Raw genomic sequence first — 19,384 nt, forward strand, 5'->3', positions numbered from 1 at the left:
GGAGTATCGCTATGCCTTTTCTGATTCATCTGCTCTCCGAAAACTTTTTGCTTCTACTTTTTCTCGTTGCAGGTATTGGGTATTTGATTGGGAAAATTCGCATCAAAGGTTTTAGTCTGGGTATTGCTGCGGTCTTGTTTGTAGGACTTGCCTTTGGAGCGCTTGCACCAAGCGTGGAACTGCCCGAGTTTTGTCATCTCTTTGGGCTCGTGCTCTTTGTCTATACTATTGGACTCTCAAGTGGACCAAGTTTCATTGCGTCGTTGCGCAGCGGTGGCTTAAGAGAAAACCTGTTTGCGATTTCAGTGCTCATCAGTGTCGGCTTGCTTGTTGTCGGATTGAAGGAGCTCTTCGAATTTTCTGCAGGTATAGCAGCTGGCATATTTGCAGGCAGCACGACCAATACCCCAGCACTTGCAAATGTGATTCAATACCTGCGCGAGCACATCAGTGCCAACAGTGAGACTGCTGTAAAACTCTTTTCTGAACCTGTCATTGCTTATTCACTCTGTTATCCGGGTGGGGTCTTGTGTGTTATTGGTGCTATCTATGTTTTGCAGCGTGCTTGGAGAGTCGACTACAAAGCTGAAATGCAGACGCTTGCACAGGAAACAGGTGAGACTGGTACGCTGACCACGCTTACTGTGAAAATCACCAATCCCACGGTGGCTGATACCACACTCGGTGCATTGCGTCAGCAGCATCACTGGGGTGTGCGATTTGTGCGTTGGTTGCATCACGGGCATCTGCAGCTGGCATTTGACGATGCACGTCTGCAGCCAGGTGATTTCGTCAATATGATTGGCTCTCCAGAAGAAACTCGCCGTGTCGCTGCGTTCTTGGGCGAAGTTGCACCACGCCCACTTGAAGATGACCGCTCCAACCTTGATTTCAGACGCATATTTGTCTCTAATCCAGAAGTGGTCGGCAAAACCCTAGCGCAGTTGGGTCTGAGAGAAAGATTTGAAGCACGTGTGGCGCGCGTGCGCCGCGGAGATCACGACTTTTTGCCGAATGGCAACACGATGCTCTTGCTCGGCGACCGCGTACGTGTCGTAGCTCCAAAAGATCGGATGGAAGAAGTCAGTAAATTTTTCGGCGACTCCTATAAAGCACTTAGTGAAGTTGATATTATTTCACTTGGGGTCGGCATCACGCTGGGACTTTTGTTAGGGCTCTTGCCTGTGCCCCTGCCCGGCGGCGGCACCTTCAAGTTAGGCATTGCAGGTGGACCGCTTGTTGCTGGACTTGTCTTAGGGGCAATCGGTCGCTCTGGCACAATCATCTGGAGCATTCCTTATAGCGCCAATCTCACACTGCGACAGATTGGTTTAGTAATGTTTCTTGCTGGCGTTGGTACACGCTCGGGCTACGAATTTGCTTCGCAGGTTAGCGATCCAAGCAGCCTGCTCGTGATTCTCTCTGGTGCTATTGCTACCACCTTTTCAGCGATGGGTGCACTTTTTATTGGCTATAAACTTCTGCGCATTCCCATGGGGCGCTTGATTGGCATTGTCTCTGGCATTCACACTCAGCCAGCAGCGCTTGCTTTCGCTAATGAGCAAACCGGTAATGATATGCCGAACATGGGCTATACGGCTGTCTTTCCCTTAGTGACGATTACGAAAATTTTAATTGCGCAACTGCTTATTTCCCTGCTCTGAGACGCCGCACGGGGTGTTACTTGAACCAAATTGAGTTCGGATATTTCTGACTTAGCATCTTATCGAAGCCGAGCCAGTGCCCTGTTGGGAAAATGATGAACAGTGCAGCCATGACGGAGAGAATGTCAATCCAGATGTTGTAGAAGGCACCCGCTGCAAAGTTAAGCAGCATAAATAGTCCAAATGCCGCATTGAGGCGCGTTGTAACTCCAAAGACAAGTGCAAGCCCAATAATTAGCTCACCAACGGTTACAATCCACGCAATGGGCAAATAGAATGGAATTGCAAAATGGTGCAAATACGCAGCTTGAAATGTCTCGGGATGAATCTCGCTGAGGCGGTCAATAAAGTGCAGTTTCAAAATGTCGGTCCACATCCATTCTTGCACCAGTTTATGCCAGAAGCCATAGATAAAGAATATGGCAAAGAAGTACCGCATTGCAAGAATCAGTGTAATGCCAAGTGTCTTGAACGGATGGGTTGATATGTATGACCATGTCCAAGAAAAGGATACTGGTGAAGAGATTGAGGTGGTGTTCATAGTGTTCTCCTGAAATGTTGAAATGTGTAGAAAGTGGTGAATGCAAACGGCTGAACTTGCGGTTCAGCCGTTTGTGTTGGATTCCGGTTAGACTTTTTCGGTTTCTTCCAGATTTGGACGTTCGGGCGCAAGTTCCCAGCGCGCTGGTGAGCGCCAGAGACTGGAGAGCAGAAGTTGACGCATCCAGTGAAATTCTTTGGGTAAGCGGTCGTAGATTTTTTCAAAGAATTCTTCGTGAGCGAGCACTTCCTGTTTCCAACTCTCACGATCTACTTCCATCAACTCTTTGAAGGTTTCTTCGGAGAAGGGAAGACCTGTAAAGTCGATGTCGTGGTAGTTGGGCATCCAGCCGAGAGGACTTTCAGTAGCATGTGCACGTCCGTGCACTCTATCGATAATCCATTTCAGCACGCGCATGTTTTCACCAAAGCCGGGCCAGAGGAATTTGCCGTTCTTATCTTTTCTGAACCAGTTGACACAGAAGATTCTTGGCGGGTCAGGCAGTTGGCGTCCAATTTGAAGCCAGTGATTGAAGTAATCGCCCATGTGGTAACCGCAGAAGGGCAGCATCGCGAAGGGATCGCGTCGGACTTGTCCTGCACCGCCTACAGCCGCTGCCGTCATCTCTGAGCCAATTGTGGCGGCAAGATAGACGCCATAGTTCCAGTTCACAGCTTGATAGACCAGTGGCACGGTTGTGGCGCGGCGACCGCCGAAGATAAAAGCAGAAATCGGCACGCCGTTTGGATTTTCCCATTCAGGGTCCATAGATGGGCACTGTGCAGCTGGCGCCGTGAAACGCGCATTCGGGTGCGCCGCTTTGCGTCCTGTGGCTTTTGCAATTTCTGGTGTCCATTCTTGACCTTGCCAATCAATCAGGCGTTCAGGTGGCGTGTCGGTCATTTCTTCCCACCATACATCCCCATCAGGAGTAAGCGCCACATTCGTGAAAATACAGTTGGCTTTGAGCGTCTCCATCGCATTGGGGTTGGATTTGTACGATGTCCCTGGTGCGACACCAAAGAACCCTGCTTCAGGGTTGATTGCATAGAGTCTGCCATCTTTACCCGGCTTAATCCATGCAATATCATCGCCAACTGTCGTGATTTTCCAACCTTTGAAAGCCGGTGGTGGAATCAGCATTGCAAAGTTCGTTTTGCCGCACGCACTTGGAAATGCCGCCGCAACATAAGTCTTTTCGCCTGTGGGCGATTCCACACCCATGATGAGCATATGTTCAGCCAGCCAGCCTTCTTCGCGTGCCATCACCGATGCAATGCGCAGCGCATAGCACTTTTTGCCTAACAGGGCATTGCCACCGTATCCTGAACCAAACGACCAAATCGTGCGCTCTTCGGGGAAATGCACAATGTACTTATGCTCTTTATTACATGGCCACGGTACATCTTTCTGACCATTCACAAGGGGCATGCCCACAGAGTGCAGGCACTCGACAAATTCACCATCGCCGAGCGCATCGAGCACGGCACTGCCCATTCGCGTCATAATTCGCATATTGACCACCACATAGGGCGAATCCGAAATCTCTACACCAATTCTTGAAATCGGTGAGCCAATAGGTCCCATGCTGAAGGGAATGACATACATCGTTCGCCCTCGCATCGCACCTTTGAAGAGCCCGCGTAAAATAGCTTTCATTTCCTTCGGATGCATCCAGTTGTTCGTCGGTCCAGCATCCTCACGGCGTTGGCTACAAATAAAGGTGCGATCTTCAACACGAGCGACATCACTTGGGTCAGATTTTGCGTAGTAACTATTTGGACGTTTCTCTGGGTTCAGGCGAATGAACGTGCCACTTTGCACCATCTGCTCGCAAAGGCGGTCATATTCTTCTTGGGAGCCATCGCACCAATAAATACTGTCAGGTTCGCAAAGTTCAGCAACTTCTTTTACCCACTCTAGCAAACGACGGTTTTTGACATTCGGTGGAGCATTCAAACTCTGCACCCACGGCATTGTTTCGGAAACTACTTCGCTCATTTTACTTCTCCTTGCGTTAAAGTTTATTTTACAAGTCCCCTAATGTTAGGGCATCATTCTTCAAAACTCAAAACAGGTAACACAACAATTTACGAAGAAAAGGCTTGTACTAAAACTATGGTCATGCACCATGCAGTTTAAATCTCATGCGCAATTTTGCAGCCCGCTCTCCAAGCTCAGGTACTCTTGTCATTCAACCATCGTTAGATACAAGTGCCAAGTAAATCTTATCTCCAGAATGACATGGCGCGTGCAATTGGCAGACCGCCCTCGATCACAATGCGACGCTCCTTTTCACCTGTGCGTTCAATGCTCACACGGCGTGCGTGTTTAGGCACCATGTTAGGGAATCGATCCGCCCATTCAATCACAGAAACGCCGTCGCCATAGAGATACTCCTCGTAGCCAATGTTGTACAATTCTTCCTCATCGTTGAGTCGATACCAATCGAAGTGATAAAGCCAGACGGGCTGCCCTCTTACACTACCTTCGTAAATGTTAAGCAGTGAAAATGTCGGGCTGCTAATCTCCACACTGACGTTGAAGACATCCGCAATGCCACGCGTGAATTCGGTTTTACCTGCTCCAAGGCCACCTATTAGCGTAACAATATCACCACGTTGCAGCGTGGTTGCAAATTGCCGTGCCAGTTCGCGTGTCTCTTCACAGGAGCGAGTGAGACATTCTTTAGTCAAACTTCAAATTGTTTTGTGTAAATAGACTTCTTCAGATACTGTGCTACCCATACCACGTAGCAAGGTTCTTGACTACATGTGTTGGATTAGAAGTTACAATCATTTCTGACTAAAATTTATGGCTCTCGAGCCTCGATTCTGTCAGCACTTTTCTTTTGCATGTTAGCAACGTTGGCATTATCACCATGCCGCTTTAGGCGACGCTCGGACAATTTGCTTGTGGAGGTGTAGCCGGGAGATACTTATTCAGGAAGGCTTTGATACCTGCACGGTAGTTGGGGCTATGCAACGCGTCGTTGTGTCCATACTGGATTTGCAGAAACTCTTTGGGCTCCTTTGCCGCCTCGAAGAGTCGCTTGCCATGCTCAAAGGGAATAATCTCATCATCACGGCTATGAATGACCAGCACGGGTGATTTGGCTTGTGCAACGTTCTCGAGATTGTCGTAGCGTGAGCGCATAATTTTACGCAGTGGAAAGTAAGGATAGAACCATTTTGCAATTTGCCGCATCGTAGTAAAGGCGGCTTGTATGATTAAGGCGCCAGCTTTCACTTCTTTGCCAAGCCACGCTGCGATACTTCCGCCGAGTGAATGTCCAAAGATCACAATACGCTCCGGTGAGATTTTTTTTGTCTGTGTCAGGTATTGCCATGCCGCCTCGCCATCACGGTAGAGACCCATTTCAGTTGGTTCACCTTCGCTCTGTCCATAGCCACGGTAGTCGAAGGTCAGAACATTTAGTCCTAACTCTTGAAACAGTCGGATTTGATCAATTTGGTAAGAGATATTGCCTGAATTGCCGTGGCACAAGAGCACAGTAGCCCATGCATTTGGCTTTGGGACAAACCATCCATGCAGTAGTGTGTTGTCACTTGCATGAAATTTGACACTCTCAAACTCCATGCCGTGTTCAGCCGGCGTGGTGATCAGCGACTTCTGTGGTGCATAAATAAAATATCGCTCTAAGTTCGCCAGCAACCCCATCGTTGTTCCCGTTGACAAAGCCGCTTCAGACTTAGCAGGTCTGAATCTCAGTCTTCAAGTTGATTTCTTCAAGAATTGCGCTCACACGCAAACACTCCGTAATCTCACCGTCATAGACAATCGCTTTACCTTTGTTATGCACTTCCCAAGTGCAGGCTTCAGCTTTTGCACGGCTGCAGCCTGTAGCTTTGATGATTTGATTAATCACTTCCTCAAAGGTGTGATAATCGTCGTTGAACAGCACGACTTTATAGGGCTCATCGGTAATTGTGTCCGTATCCTCCTCGCGTTCTTGCGTCAAGATTGACGCCTGAATTTGGAGCAAGGTATGGTATATCTGTTGCAGGTCTTTCTTCATTGCCGTCATTGCACTGAGATGTTTCATTGTTGCTGTTAAGTTGAGTCGTTTTTCAGGAAGATAATTCTAAACCGTGTATTTGAAAACCGTTAATGTAGGTCGAAACGTTTGCGCACTTGCTTGCAAGGGCAGATTTGTGTATTCTTCGCCCCAAGCTGCACGATGACCAGCATTCAAATTTAATCGCATGCTTGGATACCTGTTTCGCAACAAGATTCATCTTTCTGCACTCTCTACTTTGGGCGCAGCAGCATGGTCAGTTTTCTTCGGCATTCCCGTTCTATGGCAATCTTTGTTAATCGTCTTTCTCGTTACATTTTCTATCTATCAATATAATCGTCTCACCGATGATATAGAAGACACTATCAACCAGCCTGAAAATTTACAGGCTGCGCAGCGTTCTGGATTTCTCATTACCTATGTTTTTTCTACTTGGTCTCTCTGTTTTGTCTTGCCTTAGCGGCATCAGTTAGCTGGTCAGCGTTTGGCATCACACTTTTTCTTGAAGTTGTCGGTTTTGTCTATAACCAGAGGTGTTTTCCTGATTGGCTTGCTCGTAGACTCGGTGGGGCACGGCGACTTAAAGATCTCTACATCATCAAAAATCTTGCGCCGCCGGTAGATTGGGCTACAGCCATGATTTTTCTGCCGCTCATTTTCGCAGACGAACCCTTGAGCTTGCAAGCCTGGATTTGCTGGGGATATATTTTTACCTGTGCCTTTTTCATTGAGGTCATGTGGGATATTCGCGATCGGCACGGTGATTTGCTCTCAGGTATCAAGACCATTGCAAATACGCTCTCGCTTTATCGCACGAAAGCGTTTTTAGTCATTTCAAGTTCCCTTTCTGGTTTAGGATTGTTCCTTGCGACCTATTTTGGCATCCTGCCCAGTGTGTCTTACTTTTTGCTCTCTAACAATCTTGCGGTCATGGTAATTGCAAGTTCTTATGATGACGATTTACCTGATGCAGGGCGCTGGCTTAGCGATATGACCATCATGCTTGCACTTTTACTTTTCACTTCCTTTGCGGCGCTGGCGTATTTTGTGCGTTAGTCTTGCTTTTCCTGATACGTTCTCGCCTGCATATACTCACGCAATTGTTGAATTTTTTCCTCTATTTCTCGGATGGCATTTTCAGCTTCGCGCCGTGAATCATCTATGGTAAGTGTGGTTTGCGCCATCTGCATCTGATTATTGATTCGATCAACCAAAAATGCCATTTCTTGCACCAGTTGTATCACGACTTGATCTTGCAGAATTTGTGCGCGGCGCTGCAGCAGAATGACCACACATTGAATCGGCACATCGCGCAATCGACTTCCTTCTAAGACGCCCATGGTTTGACTATTATCTGTTGCCATCATAGCAAGCAACGCATTTTCATTGCAGCCAAACATGTTGATACCTCCGACGCGCGCTGCTTTGAAGACGGGATGATTGAAAAGATCCTGCGCTCGTCCTGAACGCAGAGAGGTAAGATTTGACCGCGCTACACTGGTTCCCGCTTGCGACATTAGCTTGATTTCCCTCACAGCTGCAAGCTGCTCAGGCGCTAAGGCAGTTACCACAATCTGCGGTGCATAGTAGAGGCGCAGCGAGTCGACGGTTTTATCATTTTTGTAGTATTTGTTCAGAAACTCTGTTGCCGGTCTATACCCAAGACTTTGTGCTTTAACGACATCTGACAAGCCTTTGTCTTTGAGTCCCATGCCGAGTTTGAGTGTGCCACTTTCGAAGAGCAACTCTGGATAATCGGGGTTCAGTTCTATAGCGCGCTCAAAATCAGCTAGAGCAAGTGCGTATTGTTTTTGGCGTCGGTAGAATGCCGCACGTAATCGGTAGGCATCAGCATCGTTGCGGCGACGAATCAACTCGGCATAGTCTTTTAGAGCAAGCTCATTTTTTCCAAGCATGGCGTAACATGCGGCACGCTGTGAGTAGGCTTCATCGAATGGTGTGCGACTGTTGATCACGGTTGTCAAATCTTTAATTGCTTCCTCGATTGCACCGAGTTCAATTCTTACCATAGCTCGGTAGAAATACACTTGCACACTATCAGGCACAAGGCTAAGGGCTGCAGTAAAATCTGCATTGGCTCGTGAGAAATTGCGTGCGGCTCTGGCTAACTGACCACGGAAAATGTATGCCTCGAAGTTCGTCGGCTCTAATGCCAACGCTTTGTTGTAATCAGCAAATGCACCTATCGTGTCGTTGATGAACTGTTTGGCGTAGCCGCGCATCAAGTAGGCACGTAGGTTGAGAGAGTCATAATGTATGGCGTCTGAAAACAACTTCACGGCGCGCGCAAATTCCGCACGACGCATAGCACTAATTCCCTCGGCATAAAGCTATCGCCTATCGTGTAACTTAGCTCTTTTTGTTTGTCTTTACTTGTGATTTGCTTAGACTGTGCACACACTGCAAACGGCAAGAGCACACTTACAAGAAGCAGTATCCATACTTTTTTCATCATCATCTCTTGCATGTTCTATCTTAGATTTTACTCACCAGTTTCATCTTCTTAGAAAGAGAGAACGCCAACGAAAAGTTGGCGTTTCTCAGTTGAGCGCTTATGGTTTTTTAGCTTAGTTATTCAAATATGATGTTACGCCCAACGCTGCTGCACCACTTGCACCCACCAATCCCCTTGCCAGTACTGTATAGACACGGCGAGGCGCCACGGTCAGTGTTGCACTTGTTACAGTTTGAGTGCCTGCCACAATATCAATGCGGAAGGTGCCTGTATCAATCGGCACAAACTCGCGCACATCTTTGTAGCGCGTTTCACCAAAGAGTTCTTGATTGGTGATGCCGGGGCTACTGGTTCGTGTAATCAGCACACGCACGCCGGGTGCATTTGGCGAGAAATGTCCAAAGCGAATGCTGCCACGAAAGACCGTCAGATCTGGAAAACTTGGAACATCGTCTTGCACTACTTTTGGTTGAATGCCTCCAGCAGTTCCCACTGTGTCTGAGATGAAGATGGTGTAGGCACGGTTTGCTGCGACACTGATATCGGCTTGCGCCACGACACGTGGATCTGGGGAAGCCAAGGGTGGGCGTGCCGCTACGCCACCGGGCGCTGCAAAGACTTTCAGGTTTCTGTTGCCTGCCTCCACACCAATATAGCCTGTATTGCCTAAATAGGGCACTGCAGGTCCAGTAAAGCGTGGAACTGCTCCTGGAATGCTGCGGTTCAAAAACGCAAAGACTGAATCGCCAACGATACGATTATCCAAAAGCAAATCTACTGTACCAGCATTTGCAGATAGATGCAGGACGCGAATGCTTCCGATTTCAGGTGTCTCACCTGTTGTCGGCAGATTTGAGCATGATGTTGCCGCTACGGAAAGCGTTAGTGCAATTGCTACAACAAGCAGGTATTTTTGTTTGAGCATTTTCTCACGTTTTTAAAGTTCCGAAAAGTTATGGACGTCTCAGCGGATAGGCGCGGTTTCTTGCCAGTACGCGGTTCATGTCGACACTGCAGGTTACGACACTTCCTGATACTGTAAAGGCATCCATATCATGTGTGCCCGGATTGAAGTTTGCAAACCCCGGGATGTAAGTTGGTACGATAGGCAAATCGAAGCCTGGACCTGTACCAATTGGATTTACATCGAGTTGTCTGCGCCAGAGTGGTAAGCGTATGCCCAGATCGCTAAGGCGTCGCCCTTCTAAGAAGAAAATCTCTTGACGCAGCAAAAAGAGGGTGCGGACCAGTTCTTCTTCATTGTCTTGTAGTGAGTCAATATCTGCAGGTCGCAGGCTTGTGAAGGAAGTCGGATAGACATTGACTGGACCGGGTCGTGTGCGAATCAGGCCTGGAATAGCTGGCGAGTTGGCATCTGCTCGGACGCTCAGTGTATTGGAGCGTGGACGGAATCCACCGACAGCTGGTACAGCTGGACGGGTATTTGTGCTATTGAAGCCAATAATAGAATCGGGGCGCAACGCTGCCGTAATTGCATTCTTCAGTCGTGTTTTAGCTTCAGCAAAGTTACCTTCTGCAATAGCTACTTCTGCTAAAATCAGGTGAGCTTCCTCTATTTTCAGCACTGGGATTGGAGCATCTATTGCAGTGTATTTTGGATCAAGAAAATCCAGTCGTGGCAGTGGTTGTAAATCACGTGTTACACGTGTGATAAGAAATGGGATGACGCCGTTGGTAAAGTTCTGTGGGTCATAGAGGGCTCGATAGACATAGCCTGCACTGCCCGGTGTATTCAGTGCCGCATTAGCATAAAAATGCTGCACTATCGGCTCGCCCAAGTAAGCGATATGCACGTGCTATGGCAATACGTGGCGCAATTTGGTTAATCGCTAACCGTGGATCGCTACCGGGTGGCAATACAGAAGGTGAAGCCAAACCGGGGAGTGCGGCAAGAAAACTATTTATAGCTTCTCTCAGCACCTGACTTGATGTAAGCCCAGGTCCGCCTTCCACAAGCGGAATGTTTGCGAAGTTTTCAGCCAAGACCAGCAGCGCCATACCTCTAAAAAATCGGGCTTGGGCAATAGCGTTTGCTTGCTGCGTCGGATTGAGTGTTCTATCCAGCGGAATTTGTGTAATGGCAAATTCTGCTTGAGCTCGAAGTGTTTGCGCGCTGGAGTAAGACGCCGGCAAGCTGATATCATCAGCATTGATGTTGCGCGGGTTATCTGCAATAGGGGAGAGAAAGGTTGAGATATTTACATAGTCGTCACTGACATAGGCATTGTAGAGCGTTACATTTGCAATCATTGCCGAGAATTGATTGCGCACGCCCTGCAGCACTTGGTTTGCGCTGCCTCCTGGGAAGGCACGAAGTGCTTCGTCCGTAATGGTTGGGTTAATCACCTCAGTGGGATTGGTCTGGCATGCGTTCAAAAGCATTAGGCTTGACGATGTCAGTGTAAGCACTGCCATCCATAGACGTGCTTTGAAGCTCTGTTTTGTTTTATTCATACTTTTGAAGGTTAAAATTTTTTGCAAATCGCTTTCCCAAAGTCGCTCCACTTTACACTTAGAAGTTATACTCGAGTGTGAAGCGAATTTGTCGCGCCGCTGAAAGGTTTGCTCCACCTGTTGATCCCAAATCCAGTGCCCCTGCTGAGCGTGCCCAGTTGATTTCTGGGTCGACGCCTGCTGCAGCGGTTGAAATCACCAGCGGATTACGAATTGCTGCGCTAAGGTTTGCGCCTCGGAATCCAAACGCATTGCGGTAGCGCACGGTTACATCACGCCATTTAATCCAGCGCGCATCTTCGACAAAGAAGGCGCCATAGGCAGCAAAGTTCGCTGGATTTACTACAGAGTTCTGGCTAAATGACACATAGCCGGGGATCCGCGCCCGTGCGTCGGGGTAGCCATTGGCAATTCTAAGCACTTGTAGCGTATTGATCAGGGCATTACCGCCCGAGTATTCAAACAGCGCACTGACGGTAATGTCTCTTATGACAACCGCCTCCAGGGTAAGAGAGCCAAAGTAGGTTGGAATGGACTGTGCACCGTTGAACTGGTTTGGAATAAAGCGCCCACGATATGTCCCGTCAGCTTCTTGCGCTAAGCGATTAGCACGAATAGCACCAATCGGTCGTCCATTTGACACAAACAGACCTGAGAACGCAAAGCCACCGACACCAAATTCTGGAATGGGTCTACCGCCAACCGTACCGATATCCGTTACTTCATTTCTTACAAACGCCATATTCAGTCGCGCATTTAGCTCGAAGTCTGTAATTTTTATCACATTCCCAGACAGAGAGAGTTCCCACACACCATTGAACACCGAACCGACATTACGCTGTACCAGCCCAAATCCTGTTACAGGATCACTCGGTACGGCAAACAGTCCGTCTGTCGTTTGTGTGGCACTGTATGTTACCGAGAAGGAGATTCGGTCCTCAAGAAAACCGAGTTCTACACCGCCTTCGAGGGAGGTTACAAACTCAGGCTTGATGTCGGGATTTCCTGGGTTTGCTGGTGCGATCGCCGCTGAGCCTAAGAATGACGGAGCGCTAAACGTGCGGTCTCTGAGGAATGGGGCTGGGAAGTTACCTGTTTGACCGAGCGCGCCTCGCAGTTTGACAAACGAGACGTATTTTTCCATTCTGAGGGATAAAACTCAAAATCGGAGAGAATAGCAGCGATACCGCCACGTGCCAGTGGTATGAAAGACACATTTCGTCCAAACGCGGTACTGCCGTCAAAGCGCATTCCTCCATCAATGAAGATATGCTTTAAGAGTTCTGCGCGTACTTCAGCAAAAGCACCGGCTAAGAAAATCGAACCGACCCCTTCAGAGCCTGTAACAATACCTGCTTGGTTAAAGGTACGCGTGCCTGCTGCCAGGTTTTGACCTGAGCCAAATATCGAGCGGATATCTTGACGGAACGCTTCACCACCGAAGTTCAATGAAATGGTTGCGACTTCTAATTCCGGTAGCCGGATACTTCCTGCATAGTTAATGATAGGCTGCATAAACTCACGGTCAGCGCGCGTGATGCTGCCCAGCACGGCTGAGCCAAATGCAATGCTTGCTTCAATAGGTGTAAGGAACCGTGCTTCGCGCTTGTTGTAGTCAAAGCCTATCGTCACTCGATTCGTAAACCATTTGAATGGCACATAGTTGAGTGTCAGCGAGGTAATAATACGGTTGACATTCTCATCGTATTCAGGCAACATCCAGAGTGCAAGTAGGCTATCTGGATTGTCTGTACCTGCTGGTGTGAATCGCCGTTCCCGGAATGCGACGCCCGTTTCCATTGCACCCAGTGGGGCAAAGATGTTATTGCCCTGATTGAGACGGCTAAAGCCATTGCGGATAAATGTTGTGGAGATTTCAGCATCTAACTTATCGTTGAAAATCGCACGCGCCCCAAAAGCGATGTTGTAGAGATCATCACGCGCTTGATTTCTGGTGATAAATCCATTTGTGCTGCGCGCCATTGCAGAAATGTTATAGGTAAAAATGTCCCCACCGCCATTGAGGTTCAGTGTATAGTTCTGGAAAAAGCCAGTTTGGAAGAAGAGACGGCGCGTTACCTCTTCTTGAACAAATTTTGTTTCAGGATTGTCAGCACCCAGTGTTGCCACTACCCTCACGGTTGGCGTGCCCGGAACGCCTTTTTTCGTGAAAATTTGTGTAACACCGTTTGCCGCCTGTGTGCCATAAAGTGTTGCAGCAGAGCCCCCTAAGGCAACTTCCACACGTTCAATTTCTCCTGTTACCAACTGTGCCATAGAGGAACTGACTGTGCCGCCTGTACCAATCCCAAAGTTATCGCCTACATCAACGCGTACATTATCCACATAAAACACGGGCGTGGAATTATTGGCAGCACTTTTGACCCCACGAGATTGAATGCGCGAACCCGTGCCCGGCAGTCCTGAAGCCATGCCAACAGAGACACCAGCAATTTGCCCTTGCAACAACTGATCAATTGACTGCACCGTTATATTTTGAATCATTTGTGGGGTGATTGACTGAACTGGTGCAGAGAGCTTACGTTTTTCTGTTGCTGCTGCTAGACCTGTTACCACCACTTCTTCTGCACTCACCGCTGAAGGCACAAGTTCAAAATTTACTTCTACTGTCTTTCCCGCCTCCACAGTAACTTGCTTCGTTGCAGACTTATATCCAATATATTTTGCCACAACTGTGTATTCACCAGGCGGTACTCGACGCAGCACATATTCACCATTTACATTTGTTACCGCTCCAATCCTCGTATCTAAAATCGTTATCTGTGCACCGATTAACTTCTGCGCATCGTTTGCATCTGTAACGACACCTCTAATTTCTCCTGTTTCTGTTTGTGCTTGTGCGCTCACAAGACCTACACAGAGCATTATCATGCCAAGCACAAACAAGCTTTTTGTAGTTTGTCTTCTCATACTTTTTTTAAGGTTTTAGTTGCTCAAAGCCTGAATTATCTCTGGAATTCAGCGTGTCCAGCCTTTGGATATCGGCAAGTTGAATGACATGAATCTGAAAATGTTCTTAACTGACCTTGGTTGTTTTATTCTTGCGTTGCGACAGAAAAATGTTTTTTTAATATAAAGTAAATCATTGATATTCTGCAATCACATGGGGTGGTAAATCACTCAACGAAAAACTTGCTATCGTTCTTGTCTTGACTGATTTAGTTATACTTTGTTGGGAGTTAGTTACTAACTTCTTTCAAACAGCAAAGTGAAAGAAAAAGCCAGTCTGAGTTAGACTGGCTTTTTTAACATCAGGATTAGATGGCTTATGGCTGCGTTTGTCCACCAGTAAAGCGTGTACCTGTTGGTCCGAGCCAAGAGTTTGAGCCGTTTGCGGTGTTTGTTCCATCACCAGCTCCGCCACCATACGTGTAAAGGGCTTCTTGACGTGCTGCAAGTTCAACAGCAGGGACAGGGAAGTGCAAGATCGTCCCGCGCTGCAAAGCATCTCTACGACGCATGTCCTTAAAGTGGATACCAAAATCGGTCATCATCAGCTCAAGATCTCGCTCAACGAAAATCGCGTTGAGTACCTCTTCGCGTGTTGCATTTGTTGGCAGCGGCGCCAACCGACCTACTGTTGTCCTACGACCTGCATTCAGCAGTTCAACAGCTGCTCCAATGTTTGGTGTAGCTTGCATGACAAGGGCTTCTGCACGCAAGAGTCGATTCGTTTCTGCATAGAGAAATACGCATGGTCCAATACCATCTGAGAGATATAGGTCATCGTATCGGCTGAAACGGTAATGGCTACGCAGTTGAGGACCTCTATCTAAGCGGAAGAACGCTAAGCTGCTTTCATATTTGAAGTATCCAGTTGCCTCTCGCGCACGTGCATCCCTTGTAGTATCTGCTCGTCCCAGTGTTCCTGTGGAGGGATAGCCTGTAGGATAGGTCGGATCCATATGACGAATCACGCGATGATCGGTACGCCAATACCAGGATAGTCCTGCGATTTCTACAAACCAATTTTGCCAGTTATTGCCATCAAGATTGATGACATAATCTTCCGTCATCCCCTGAGCCGTGAGTTCCAGCACGCGTGCCCAGTTTGTTTGTCTATTTTCTGCACTGTTGCGAGCATTTTGCACAAGGAAGTTCGCTGCATATGTTCTGGCCAGCCGAACTAGCTTTACATTGCTATAGGGTACTGGCGTATTGATGAAAGAGGCTGGCAGAGTAAACTGCACGCTGTCACAAATTTTTATGACACGATCAAAACTTCTCTGTGCCTCTGCCATAACTTCTCGGTAGTTTGAAAAATCCAGCCGTTGCCCTAGGTCTTGAGTTGGCGAGACGATGTAGGCTTTGTCGAAGGAGGTAGCAAGGTAGCCCAGAGCCATTGCACGTACAAACCATGCCCCAGCGAGTGTTGCAGCATTGACGGCTGGCGTTCCTGCACTTTTTCTTTCAACTTCAATTGCGCGAATCACATCATTCGCATTAGAGATGGCAGCATGCCAGCGTTGGAACGGAATGCTTGTAATGTCTCCACTGCTATTTGCAAGCGTATTATCCCATGGTACGCGTGGCTCTACTTTAAAGAAATTCCAGAACCCTCGGAACGCATTAGTCATTGTAACATAGTCTGCAGTCCATTCCATGTGGACATTGTGCTGGTAGCCTTGCCAAGGGTTATAGAGTGTTACGAACGCACCCGCCACAATACCTTGCAAATCTTGAGGTGTTGCCAGCACTCTGCGTGTATCAGGGTTGTTCGGGTTATTGACGTTTAGGTCAGCGCAACTTGCCATCGTGAGCAAGGTTGCCGCAGCAAGGAGTGGAATAAAAAGTCTTTTCATTGTTCGTGAATTTATTTGATGAAATTTCACAGCTCAAAATTTAGCACTTTTTTAAGTCGTAGCGGGGCACGCATTGCGCGCCCCAATCTTAGACTTAGAACCGTGCCTGTAGTGCTAATGTAAATGTTCTGAACACAGGATAAGTGAATTGATCTACCCGGAAGCTTGTTGCATTGCCTGCCAGCGCAACTTCAGGATTGTAGCCTGTGTAGCTAGTGAAAGTGAGCAGATTGCGTCCTACCAGCGACAAGCGGACATCACGAATGAAGTTAATGCCAATCGTATTCAGAATATCTGCATCAAATGTGTAACTCAGGTTGATTTCACGCACTGTTAGGAAGGTACCAGACTCTACGAAGTGTTCTGTCGGGTTATTGTTGTTGTAGAGACCAATACCGAGTCCGGGTGTTAGACCGCCAATGTAGTAGTTGACCACTTTCTTCTTATCATCTGGCTTTCCTGCTTGATCAAGGTCAGCGTGGCGCTCATTGAAGTAGAGCAATTGACGCGTTGCATTATAGATGTTACCACCTAGCTGTGTATCCAAAAGGAAGTAAAGTGACAGTTTTTTCCATGAGAGCGTGCCTCCTACGGAAAGGATCAGGTCGGGGTTTGAGTCACCAATTTTTGTCACGAGTGGCGAGCCGTCCTCTGCTGCTAAAAGCCACACTCGTTCATTAATCGTACCTTCTACAGGACTACCTCCTACAGAGCGACGGATAACATAGCCGTCGGAGTTAATAGTAAAGTCTTCTCTTTTCAGAGTGCCTCTCGGCAAGCCTACCAGATTAGTCACGAAGCCATTTGCATCAACTTGTAATTCATCGAGCGAGCGGGCATGGCGGTTGCCATACATGATACCGAACGGCAGTCCAGCTTCAATGCGGAACATCGTTCCTGCTACACCACCACCGCTTGCCACACCGAAATTTCCATTTGTTGGGAACGGTGGTCGACCCAGTTGCGTCACTTCTTGAATGGTGCGACTTCCAACAATATTAAGATTGAATTTCCAATCTTCTTCTCTTAGGACTTCTGCACCAAGTGAAAACTCAATGGTGTTGGTACGCATCTGCCCTGCGTTTTGGAACTGCTGCGTAAAGCCTGCATAGGCTAGCAGTGGTACAATCAGCACCTGGTCATCAGCGGTTGCTGTCGCGTAGTTGAATTCAAAGTTGAAGCGGTTGAGGAAAAACAGGTTTGTTCCCACTTCAATTTCTGCTACGCGCGATGGACGCAGCCTGTTATTACCCAAAAGGTTTTTTACAGGCACACCATTGACAATATTGAACGTCTCATATTGTGCGATGAATGGTGGACGCTGACCTGATGTACCGTATGATGCACGGATTTTCCACTCTTGAATGCCTGGGAGTTCCACATCTTCTGTGATTCGCCATGCACCTGAGAGACGGAAGAAAATCTGCGCGCGTTCTTCTGCTCCAAAGAGCGATGAGGCATCTCGGCGTATCAACGCTTCAAAGATATACTTTTCTTTGTAGTCAATGATAGCATTTGCAAAGATATTCTCAGCGCGCACATCCGTGTTAAGCCCCGTATTTGAGAGCGTAGTGGTGGTAAGCGCCTGTGGTTGAGGCACTTCGCTTACTACAAACTGTGAGCCTGACACTTGTACGAAGTTTCCTGTATATCGCTCAAATTGGTAGCGCAGTGTCAGTGATGTATTGAAATCACCGAACGACTGTTTGAAGTAAGAGTTTGCGGTAAGCACAAGTCCATCATCGATGCTTTCATAGCGTGTGAGTCCGCCGTTTGTATAAGCACTCATATTGCTGTTGTAGGTATCACGGCGAGTTGTTTGCTGGAAGAATTCTTCGCTACGGTCATATGATCCTTGCGCTTCGACACGCCACCAATCAAGGATTTGATAACTCAGTGATGCGTTGGTTAAAATGCGACTTCTTCTGAGGTCAAATGTCGTTGTAGCCAGTGAATAGAGCGGGTTTATTGCATTGTTACCTGACACGGTTCTTCGCCCACCGGGTATCGGGACTTGCCCAGGGTATGCCCAGTAGGGAGAACCATCTGGATTTGCAGCATAAATATCAAAATCAGGCTCTAAGAGCAGCACACCATAGAATGGACCGCCTTGACCACGCTCAATCGCATCGGGTCCAACTGAGTTTGTATATCTTACTGAACCAGAGAGTTTGAAGTCCCCTATTTTATGATCTGCATTAAGATTGATGTTGTAGCGATCAAAGGCAGGGGTAAGTTCTAAGATACCTTGATTGAACAATCTCGCACCTGACGCAAAGAAGTTTGTGTTCTTGCCTGTTGCGCCAATTGCAAAATAGTTTTGATTAAAATTGCGGTTCTTGAAGAGTTCTTCTTGATGATTACGCACTTGTCCGGGGTAGGGGTTATCCATGAGTTGATCTTCCTCAAACACACGATTGGTAGTTGGACGCTGTTGGTTATCGAGAGCCTGCTGAAAATCCCCTGTGTTAGGGTCAATTTTCCAACGGTGGCTATTATTCAGTGGATAGAAGCGCTGTAAGTTCGTAAACCCCCACTCTGTTCGAGCTGTAAAGTCGGTCGCATTCGGATTATCTGCACCGCGCTTGGTGATAATTTGAATCACACCGTTTGCTGCCTGTGAGCCATAGAGCGAGGCACCTGCCGCACCCTTGATGACCTCAATAGATTCTACACTGTTAATATCAATGTCAGCTAAGGTGGTGCCCGGTGGCGTGATAATCCCATCAATAATAATCAGGGGATTGGACTGACCTTGAATATTGGTAGATCCTCTGAGGCGTATGGTTGGTGCTGTACCCGGAATACCTGTTGGCTGCACAATCGTAACGCCAGAGACTTTGCCACGCAGTGCATTCGCCGGGTCGACAGCTGGCACTTCTTTGAGTGTTTGCTCATCGACCTTGCCGATAGCAAAGCCAAGTTTTTTTGCTGAAGTGCCTTCTGAAACGCCCGTTACCACAATCTCAGCTGCCAATTTCGCATCGATCTCGAGGCTCACATCCACTACTGTTCTCTCGCCAATGACCACTTCAATGGTACGGTAGCCAATGTAACTGAACACAAGTGTTGTGCCTTCAGGTGGCACTTGAATCGTATATTGACCATTGACGTTAGTTTTGACGCCAACGCGTGTCCCTTTTACTTGAACAGAGGCGCCAATCAGCGGACTGCCATCTTCCGCCGCTTTTACCGTTCCTGACACGGTCTTTTCTTGGGCATAAAGCCCACTTGCAAACAGCAACGTCGTGAAGAGAAGTATTGCTTTTTTCATTTCCAGTATGTTTTGTTGTTCTCTTGAAAATGCAGTGATAGAGAAAAATCGCGCAGAGTACACGGACGCTGCTCAAAAATGCTTGTGCGCTT

14 protein-coding genes and 1 pseudogene are annotated in these 19,384 nt (G+C 47.8%); 2 read left to right on the forward strand and 13 right to left on the reverse strand.

The window, feature by feature from the left end:
- Window positions 1–20 precede the first annotated feature (20 nt).
- A complete protein-coding gene (locus tag CMR00_04310) occupies window positions 21–1,664 on the forward strand; it encodes a transporter (protein ID PIO48570.1) in 1,644 nt (547 codons plus the stop codon).
- A gap of 16 nt (window positions 1,665–1,680) precedes the next feature.
- Here the strand turns inward: CMR00_04310 and CMR00_04315 are convergent, their stop codons facing one another.
- The 5 genes from CMR00_04315 to CMR00_04335 all read right to left on the reverse strand — a co-directional run bounded on the left by CMR00_04315 (window position 1,681) and on the right by CMR00_04335 (window position 6,244).
- Window positions 1,681–2,205, reverse strand: coding sequence for a DoxX family protein (locus tag CMR00_04315; protein ID PIO48527.1), 525 nt, complete (start codon window positions 2,203–2,205; stop codon window positions 1,681–1,683).
- An 87-nt stretch (window positions 2,206–2,292) separates the two neighbouring features.
- Entirely contained in the window at window positions 2,293–4,206 is a 1,914-nt protein-coding gene (locus CMR00_04320) for a phosphoenolpyruvate carboxykinase (GTP) (protein ID PIO48528.1), read from the reverse strand.
- Between the two features lie 227 nt (window positions 4,207–4,433).
- On the reverse strand, window positions 4,434–4,901 hold the full coding sequence (locus CMR00_04325; protein PIO48529.1) for a tRNA (adenosine(37)-N6)-threonylcarbamoyltransferase complex ATPase subunit type 1 TsaE: 468 nt from the start codon (window positions 4,899–4,901) through the stop codon (window positions 4,434–4,436).
- Between the two features lie 193 nt (window positions 4,902–5,094).
- Window positions 5,095–5,886, reverse strand: coding sequence for an alpha/beta hydrolase (locus CMR00_04330; protein ID PIO48530.1), 792 nt, complete (start codon window positions 5,884–5,886; stop codon window positions 5,095–5,097).
- Between the two features lie 31 nt (window positions 5,887–5,917).
- A complete protein-coding gene (locus CMR00_04335; GenBank protein ID PIO48571.1) occupies window positions 5,918–6,244 on the reverse strand; it encodes a Clp protease ClpS in 327 nt (108 codons plus the stop codon).
- Between the two features lie 187 nt (window positions 6,245–6,431).
- On the opposite strand from CMR00_04335, the pseudogene CMR00_04340 reads away from it, so the two are divergent.
- Window positions 6,432–7,300: pseudogene (locus CMR00_04340) on the forward strand (ubiquinone biosynthesis protein UbiA).
- Here CMR00_04340 and CMR00_04345 read toward each other — a convergent pair.
- The 8 genes from CMR00_04345 to CMR00_04380 all read right to left on the reverse strand — a co-directional run bounded on the left by CMR00_04345 (window position 7,297) and on the right by CMR00_04380 (window position 19,292).
- On the reverse strand, window positions 7,297–8,571 hold the full coding sequence (locus CMR00_04345; protein ID PIO48531.1) for a hypothetical protein: 1,275 nt from the start codon (window positions 8,569–8,571) through the stop codon (window positions 7,297–7,299). The pseudogene CMR00_04340 and the gene CMR00_04345 overlap by 4 nt on opposite strands.
- 261 nt (window positions 8,572–8,832) lie before the next feature.
- Window positions 8,833–9,645 (reverse strand): hypothetical protein, encoded by an 813-nt coding sequence (locus CMR00_04350; GenBank protein ID PIO48532.1) that lies wholly within the window; start codon window positions 9,643–9,645, stop codon window positions 8,833–8,835.
- Between the two features lie 28 nt (window positions 9,646–9,673).
- Complete coding sequence (locus tag CMR00_04355; protein PIO48533.1) at window positions 9,674–10,504, reverse strand: hypothetical protein; 831 nt, start codon at window positions 10,502–10,504, stop codon at window positions 9,674–9,676.
- Complete coding sequence (locus CMR00_04360) at window positions 10,485–11,246, reverse strand: hypothetical protein (protein ID PIO48534.1); 762 nt, start codon at window positions 11,244–11,246, stop codon at window positions 10,485–10,487. The genes CMR00_04355 and CMR00_04360 overlap by 20 nt, the downstream gene beginning before the upstream one ends.
- A 7-nt stretch (window positions 11,247–11,253) precedes the next feature.
- A complete protein-coding gene (locus tag CMR00_04365; GenBank protein ID PIO48535.1) occupies window positions 11,254–12,339 on the reverse strand; it encodes a hypothetical protein in 1,086 nt (361 codons plus the stop codon).
- Window positions 12,231–14,126 carry a hypothetical protein gene (locus tag CMR00_04370; protein PIO48536.1) on the reverse strand — a complete coding sequence of 632 codons (1,896 nt, stop codon included), beginning with the start codon at window positions 14,124–14,126 and terminating at the stop codon, window positions 12,231–12,233. The genes CMR00_04365 and CMR00_04370 overlap by 109 nt, the downstream gene beginning before the upstream one ends.
- Before the next feature lie 356 nt (window positions 14,127–14,482).
- The gene (locus tag CMR00_04375) at window positions 14,483–16,018 is read right to left on the reverse strand and encodes a hypothetical protein (GenBank protein ID PIO48537.1); all 1,536 of its coding nucleotides are present in this window, start codon (window positions 16,016–16,018) and stop codon (window positions 14,483–14,485) included.
- Between the two features lie 94 nt (window positions 16,019–16,112).
- Complete coding sequence (locus CMR00_04380) at window positions 16,113–19,292, reverse strand: hypothetical protein (GenBank protein PIO48538.1); 3,180 nt, start codon at window positions 19,290–19,292, stop codon at window positions 16,113–16,115.
- Window positions 19,293–19,384 lie beyond the last annotated feature (92 nt).

The organism is [Chlorobium] sp. 445, assembly GCA_002763895.1.
GTDB lineage: Bacteria > Bacteroidota > Chlorobiia > Chlorobiales > Thermochlorobacteraceae > Thermochlorobacter.